Below are 1214 nucleotides of genomic sequence, written 5' to 3' on the forward strand. Positions count from 1 at the left end.
CTCGAACCAGAGATCTAGCACATAGTGAAGGTAAACATTTGCCAAAATTGGTGAGATGAGTCCACCCTGAGGTGTGCCTTTATCGATCAGAAGGTACTTGCCTTCCTCCATGTACCCAGCTTTTAGGAATCTGGTGATGATTCTCATAAAACTAGGGTCATTAATACGATGCTTTAAGAACGCCATCATCCATTTGTGGTCAACGTTGTCAAAGAAACCTTTAATGTCTGCATCGACAATATAGTTTGTATATCGCTTTTCCAAGTAGACATTCAGTATCTTGAGCGCATCATGGCAGTTTCTTCCTGGTCTAAAGCCAAATGAACTGTCCAGAAAATCATTCTCATAGATGCTATTAAGTATTTCCGCTATCCTTCGCTGTACAATTTTATCTTCGTAGGAAGGAATGCCAAGCGGTCGCTTCTTGTTGGAACCGGGTTTATCCATATAAACCCGTTTTGCCGGTTGTGGTCGGTAGCTTTTCTGCTTGAGCCGTTGAACCAACTCATGAATGTTCTGCTCACGGTCTTGCGCGTATTCAGCTTTTGTCACCTGGTCCACGCCAGTTGCCTTATTCCCAGCCAGTTCAAAATGACATCTCTTAAGCGATTCTTCATCAAGCAGATGTGCAAGAGATGTGAATTTCATCTTAGGATTTTCTTTTGCTCGTTCTGCTATTCTTCCTAGTTTTGTTGTCATTACTATCCCTACCTCTGTGTGTAGTTAATGTGTCCCTAACAAGAGCTATAATGGAGTGGCATTGCCTTCCCTCCGTGGCATTACCCGACTTCATTGGTACTACGCTGCCATCCGACTTCCTATCGTGCATTTGGCTTCCTTGCTTTATTATCACTTGTCCGCCATACTCTCCATATTTGGAAAGACAGATAGGATCTCCCGAGTTGCGATATCCCAACTATGTCCAGCGTGCCAAGGTCACAGACCCCGAGGAAATCTACTTCATCTTGCCATAACGATTCGTAGATGTTGCTTTCTGAGAGTATAACATCATCAGCTTTCCCGTATATAAGTTTTCGGGGCTCCATCCCTTCAGCCATTTGGTTTTCGGCCCACTGTCTTGCTGTCTACGCTTAAAGATAGGAGTTACCTCCAACCCTCCAAGACTCGCTACAGGTGAATGGCTAGTTCTTACCTGATGGGGTTCCCACCCATTATGGAATATCACCTATGCTCGGACGCTCTATACTTTCTTA

1 protein-coding gene is annotated in these 1214 nt (G+C 44.2%); it reads right to left on the reverse strand.

The features are described from left to right. On the reverse strand, nucleotides 1-699 hold a 699-nt coding region (locus tag NON16_RS25290), incomplete at its 3' end, for a reverse transcriptase domain-containing protein (protein ID WP_257352387.1). Nucleotides 700-1214: the final 515 nt, after the last annotated feature.

This window comes from Pseudalkalibacillus decolorationis, from assembly GCF_024609785.1.
Classification (GTDB): Bacteria; Bacillota; Bacilli; order Bacillales; family Fictibacillaceae; genus Pseudalkalibacillus; species Pseudalkalibacillus decolorationis.